Source organism: Actinomycetota bacterium (assembly GCA_035759705.1).
GTDB lineage: Bacteria > Actinomycetota > CADDZG01 > JAHWKV01 > JAHWKV01 > JAJCYE01.
The window spans coordinates 1-4343 of the sequence record DASTUJ010000105.1 but is presented as its reverse complement, the minus strand read 5'-3'; the positions used below and the strand labels follow the sequence as shown (position 1 = coordinate 4343).

General features: G+C 64.6%; 3 protein-coding genes. All 3 read right to left on the bottom strand.

What is annotated here, in order from left to right:
- Positions 1–237 precede the first annotated feature (237 nt).
- From VFV09_07180 to ileS, 3 genes are read right to left on the bottom strand one after another with little or no spacing between them, the layout of a single operon-like run.
- Positions 238–744 carry a hypothetical protein gene (locus VFV09_07180; protein HEU4867494.1) on the bottom strand — a complete coding sequence of 169 codons (507 nt, stop codon included), beginning with the start codon at positions 742–744 and terminating at the stop codon, positions 238–240.
- Positions 741–1094 carry a PadR family transcriptional regulator gene (locus VFV09_07175; protein ID HEU4867493.1) on the bottom strand — a complete coding sequence of 118 codons (354 nt, stop codon included), beginning with the start codon at positions 1092–1094 and terminating at the stop codon, positions 741–743. The genes VFV09_07180 and VFV09_07175 overlap by 4 nt, the downstream gene beginning before the upstream one ends.
- Positions 1095–1137: 43 nt before the next feature.
- Positions 1138–4287: an isoleucine--tRNA ligase gene (ileS, locus tag VFV09_07170; GenBank protein ID HEU4867492.1), complete on the bottom strand. Its 3150-nt coding sequence runs from the start codon at positions 4285–4287 to the stop codon at positions 1138–1140.
- Positions 4288–4343 lie beyond the last annotated feature (56 nt).

Below are 4343 nucleotides of genomic sequence, written 5' to 3'. Positions count from 1 at the left end.
AGCCGTCCGACAGGCTGGGGGCCGGCGCGCAGCAGGTCGACCAGCGCCAGCCGGGTGGGGTCGGCAAGAACCTGAAGGGTCGCTTGGTAACTCATTGGATACGGTAACTGTAAGGTTACCAAGGTCGCCTGTCAACCAGTTGAGCGCCAGCCGGCGGCCGTTACCTGGTGTCGGAGTTCAAATCGACGATGGATGAAAGATCCGGGTAGGGCCGCTTCCTCTGAAACGAGAGCCCGTCTACCGCTGGTTGAGGTTCTCCAGGAATCCGGCGACCAAGACCACTGCAACCCATAGCGCTGCCCCGCCAAATATGACCCGTAGGACCCACTTCTTGCTGCGCAGGGCAGGCCGCAGGGCGAAGGCCATAGTGGCGGCGATGAACATCAGGCCCAGCAGCACCAGGCCGGGGGCGTCATCGGCGCTTCCCAAAAGCATTGCCGGAACTCCGACTATCAGACCCAGACCTGCGATGAGGATCGGCGCAAATCGTTTCATGGAATCTCCTTTGCTGGTTAGAACCCGCCGCCGCCACGAGACGTCGGCAGGAAGGCCGCGGAACATCCGCGACAGGATGCTGAGGGTTATGCGCACGTCGCTGGTGCTTCGGGCACGTTCGTATTGGATGTGGTCGTGCAGGTCGGCGCCGATTTCGTCGACCCGGCGCTCGGCGACCGGACCGGGGAGCTCCCGCGTGTAGTACCTGATCCACCGCTCGACCAGCTCCGCCGTGCGATCGGGTGTCAAGCCGGCTCGGAGGCGGGTCTTGGACTGCGTCCCGGGGCGGGGTGCGACCGGGTTGCCTCGGCCACGGTGGCACCTTTGCCTGTGAGCTCGTACAGCCGCCGGCGCGGCCGCCCTTCCACCGTTGCCGCGTCCTCCCAGCTGGACGTCAACAGACCGAACTCCTCCAGCCTCCCCAGGGCCTTGTAGAGCGTGCCATGGGCGGTCAGCGAGCGGGAGCCGCGCTGTTCCCGCATGGTCTGGGCGAGTCCGAATCCGTGAAATGCCAGGTCTCCGGCGCGGGCCATCGATAGCGCTGCGTCGAGGATCTCGGTTTCGATGGGAAGCAGGGTTCCCGGTTTGCGAGGCGGCATGGATGAATTATAGGAAGATATCTTCCTAACATCAAACGTGTCGTTATACCTTCAGCAGGCTGATGGCCAGATTCCCTCCGGCCAGCTCCACGTCGGGCGCTCCATCGACCGACCCTGCATCCAATTCGCGGGCTTGGACTTCGCCCTTTATGTAGTCGGCCCAGGTCTCGATCGCCTCGCGCAGCTCCTCGCTTTCGGTGTGGTAGGTCACCTCAATCCGGTCGCTGATCTCCAGGCCCGAGTCCTTCCGAAGCTGCTGGATGTGCCTGACCACGTCCCTGGCCAGGCCCTCTTTGCGCAGGTCGTCGGTCAGCCGGGTGTCCAGCGCCATCTGGATCGGGCCGGCCGATCCGACCGCCCAGCCCTCCGCCGTCACGGTCTGGACGGTGACATCTTCCGGTGTGACCTCGTAGCCGCCAAGCTCGACCGCAGAACCGCCGGCCAGCTGCTGCGCCACCTCCGCCGGGGCTTCTCGCACAAGGGCCGCTACCGCCTGCACCTGCTTGCCGTGCTTGGCACCCAGGGTGCGAAAGTTAGGCTTCACCGTGTAGCTCGTCAGGTCGCCCAATGACGGTTCCACCACCAAAGACTTGACGTTCAGCTCCTCGGTGATCAGCTCAGAAAGCGCCTCCAGCGCTTCCCGCTCCTCCTCGGAGCCGGCCCCCACCCGGAGCTCGGCCAGCGGCTGGCGCACCCGCTGGGCGGCCTGCTCCCGCAGCGACCTCGCCGCCGACGCCACCTGCTGCGCCACCCTCATCTGGTAGCTCAGCTTCTCGTCGACCAGCGCCTCGTCGGCCTGAGGGTAGTCGCACAGGTGCACGCTTTCCGGGTCGCCCTCCTGCCGCAGGTTGCCGTAGATCCTCTCCGTCAGGAAAGGGATGACCGGCGCCAGGAGCTTCGACAGCGTGGTCAGCACCTCGTAAAGCGTCTGGTAGGCGGCCGCCTTGTCCTTCTCGTTGGTCCCCGCCGGGTCCCAGAACCGCTGGCGGTTGCGGCGGATGTACCAGTTGGAGAGCTGGTCGATGAACGACTCGGCCTTCCGGACGAAGTTGAAGATCAGGTAGTTGGGGAAAGCGTCGTTCGCAGCATTCACCAAAAGCTGCAGGTCGGAGAGGATCCAGCGGTCGATCTCCGGCCTCTCGGCCACCGGCACCTCGGGCGCAGACGGGTCGAACTCATCCAGGATGGCGTAGTTCACGAAGAACAGGTAGCTGTTCCACAGCGTCGAGAAGACCTTGCGCTCCACCTGGTCGCCCAGCGTGTAGCCGAAGTTGAGGTTGTTGGTGGGGTTGTGCCGGCTGTACATCCAGCGCATGACGTCGGCGCCCATCTTGTCGGCGGCCACGTCGAACTCGATGGAGTTGCCCTTCGAGTAGTGCATGTCCTCACCGTGCTCGTCCCGCACCAGGGCGTACCCCAGCAGGGTCTTGAACGGCGGTATGTCCTCCATCATCGTGCTCATCGCCAGCAGGGCGTAGAACCAGTTGCGGAACTGGCCGGGGAAACTCTCGGTGACGAAGTCGGCCGGGACCCACTCCGCCCAGTAGGTGCGGTCGCTGTTGTAGCGGACCGTCGAGTAGGGGACGATGCCGGCGTCCAGCCACGGGTTGCCGACGTCTTTTATGCGGGAGACCGAGCCACCGCACTTCTCGCAGCGGATCTTGACCTGGTCGATGTACGGCCGGTGCGGCGTGTTCGGGTTCTCCGGGTCGCCCTCGAACTCCTCCCAACCCTCGACCGTTCGGGCCTTCAGCTCCTCCCGGCCGCCGACGACGTCGAACCAGCCGCAGTCGTCGCAGCTGAAGATCGGCAGCGCGAGGCCCCAGTAGCGCTTCTTGGAGATCATCCAGTCGCCCATGTTGTTCAGCCAGTCAAGCTCCAGGTCCTTGCCGTAGTCGGGGATCCAGCGGATCTTGCGGACGTTCTCTTTGATCTCCTCTCTCCAGCTCATGTCGATGTACCACTCGTCGACCGCCCGGAACAGCAGCGCGGTGCCGCAGCGCCAGCAGTGCGGGTAGTCGTGGCTGTACATCTCGGACTTGTAGAGCCTGCCGTCCGCCTTCAGCCGCTCCATAACCAGGGGAGCGACCTCGAGGGCGGAGACGCCGGTGAACGAGCCGAACCCCTTGACGTAGTGCCCGGAGTCGTCGATGGGCATGACCACCGGGAGGCCGAGCTCTTTGCCCAGGTCGAAGTCCTCCTTGCCGCAGCCGGGGGCGATGTGGACGATGCCGGTGCCGTCGGACTCGGACACCTCGTCCCAGGCGATCACCCGGTGGTGCTCGACCGCCGGCTGGGCGGCGTCGAAGTCGTCGAACGGGCCGTCGTAGAACCAGCCGAGCATGGACTCGCCCTTGAGCTCCTCCAGCACCTCCGGGGGGCCGAACCGCTTCTTCTCGGAGTCCAGGATCTTCACCAGTGCCTTCGAAAGGTAGAAGACCTCGTCGCCCTGGCGGACCTTCACGTAGGTGAGCTCGGGGTTGACCGCAGCGGCGACGTTGGCCGCCAGGGTCCACGGGGTGGTGGTCCAGACCAAGAGCGAGCCCTCCCGCTCACGCAGGGGGAACTTCACGAAGACCGCCTTGTCCGAGACGACCTTGTAGCCCTCCTTCCGCTCCTGCTCGGAGATGCCGGTACCGCAGCGGGGGCACCACGGCATGGCATCCATTCCCTTGTAGATCAGGCCGCGCTCGTGGCACTTTTTCAGGAAGTGCCAGATGGTGTAGTTGTTCTCGTCCGACATCGTGAAGTAGGAGTTCTCCCAGTCGCTCCACATCCCGAGCCGGATCGACTGCTTGGTCTGGATCGCCGAGTACTTCCACACCCGCTCCTTGCAGCGCTGGATGAAGTTCTCGATCCCGTACTCCTCGATGTCGTGCTTGGACTTGAAACCGAGGTCCCGCTCCACCTGCACCTCGACCCACAGGCCCTGGCAGTCGAAGCCCTGCTGCCAGCGCAGCTCGCGCCCGGTCATCGCGAAGTAGCGCTGGAAGAGGTCCTTGTAGGCGCGGCCCCAGGCGTGGTGGACGCCCATCGGGTTGTTGGCCGTGATCGGCCCATCCAGGAACGACCACCTCGGCTTGCCGCGGTTCTGCGCGCACAGCTTCTCGAAGGTCTGGGACCGCTCCCAGAACTCGAGCACCTCGTGCTCTCCGGCGACCAGCCCGGGACGTGACGGAACCTGTTTGAACAAGCGCGCTCTTTCCGTTGGATGAAGGGGGCACATCGAGATTACCAACCGAAGGCGAA